The following is a 1240-nucleotide window of genomic DNA, read 5'->3' on the forward strand; positions in this document are numbered from 1 at the left end:
CAGCGGACCACGGTAGGATCAGCGACTGGGGTGAAGTCGTAACAAGGTAGCCGTAGGGGAACCTGCGGCTGGATCACCTCCTTTCTAAGGATGCTTCTGGCAGGACAGCTTGCTGTTCTCGTGACGCACTTAGCAGCGCCAATGGCGCATATACGGCCGGACCGTCCCCATATCTCTTCAGTTTTGAAACCGGTCCAGACCCAGTCTGGATCGAACGCTCCAGTGGAGCGTTCGAAGGTTGGAAAAGCCGCGGCAGCGGCCGTCAAATCGCCGCTTGCGGCGATCCGGCCACAAGCGGTTGGTTCGCTTCCGGCCTGGTGACGCCAACCTCAACCGGGTGCTGCTCCCGGCGAATTGCCCTGCAATTCACCTGACGCACACTCATTGGAGTGGCGGAGCCACTCCAATGTGGGTCGGTAGCTCAGGTGGTTAGAGCGCACGCCTGATAAGCGTGAGGTCGGAGGTTCAAGTCCTCCTCGACCCACCAACGATTTTGCGCAGCAAAATCGAGTGCGCGGAAGCGAACTGGCGCAGCCAGCTCGACGAGAGCGTGCCAACGATTTGCTTTGCCTGCTCCCAGAATTGCACCGGGTGCCTCTGATGACCGATTGTTCCAATCGGTCCAAGCCGCACGCCCGCAATTCGCAGGCGAATTGCGGGGCCTTAGCTCAGCTGGGAGAGCGCCTGATTTGCATTCAGGAGGTCAGGAGTTCGATCCTCCTAGGCTCCACCAAAACTTCGGATACTCAAGTCAAAACCGATCCGGCCTGACCGGAAAGCGCCCTGGGGCGTTTTCCCGTCCAGCCGGACACGCCGGGCCCCTCTGGGGTCCGCTGACATCGTTCATAGAGAGAAACAACATCAGAACCGCTGGTTCTTCCAAGTGCGGAAGGACCTGGAACGCAAGTTCCGAAAGCGGTTTTGTCCAAGTCAAGTACACTAACCCGCGTGATTAACCATCACGCAGTGCTTCATTGCGAACCAGCGTGAAGCACGGGAAAAAGTACGACTTCTGATCTCAAGCCTGCGAACACAAAAGGCGCAGGCAGCGTAACCGAGACATTCTTGGCGTCTGCCGCAGCGCGGTTCCCGCGCGGAGGCGGACATGTCCTCAAGTAGCCGAATAGGCGGTAGGACAGTCGAAGGTGTCTTGCTCTTACCGGGTCAGATCAAGCGCGAAAAGGGCGTTTGGTGGATGCCTTGGCAGCAAGAGGCGATGAAGGACGTGATACCCTGCGAT

2 tRNA genes and 1 rRNA gene are annotated in these 1240 nt (G+C 58.5%); all 3 read left to right on the forward strand.

What is annotated here, in order from left to right:
- A 16S ribosomal RNA gene (locus FGX59_RS36935) occupies positions 1–84 on the forward strand; the annotation flags it as partial.
- Positions 85–410: 326 nt separating this feature from the next.
- A tRNA-Ile gene (locus tag FGX59_RS36940) sits at positions 411–487 on the forward strand.
- 170 nt (positions 488–657) lie between these two features.
- Positions 658–733: transfer RNA gene (locus tag FGX59_RS36945), tRNA-Ala, on the forward strand.
- Positions 734–1240 lie beyond the last annotated feature (507 nt).

This window comes from Poseidonocella sp. HB161398 (assembly GCF_005870025.1).
Taxonomy (GTDB): domain Bacteria; phylum Pseudomonadota; class Alphaproteobacteria; order Rhodobacterales; family Rhodobacteraceae; genus Mangrovicoccus.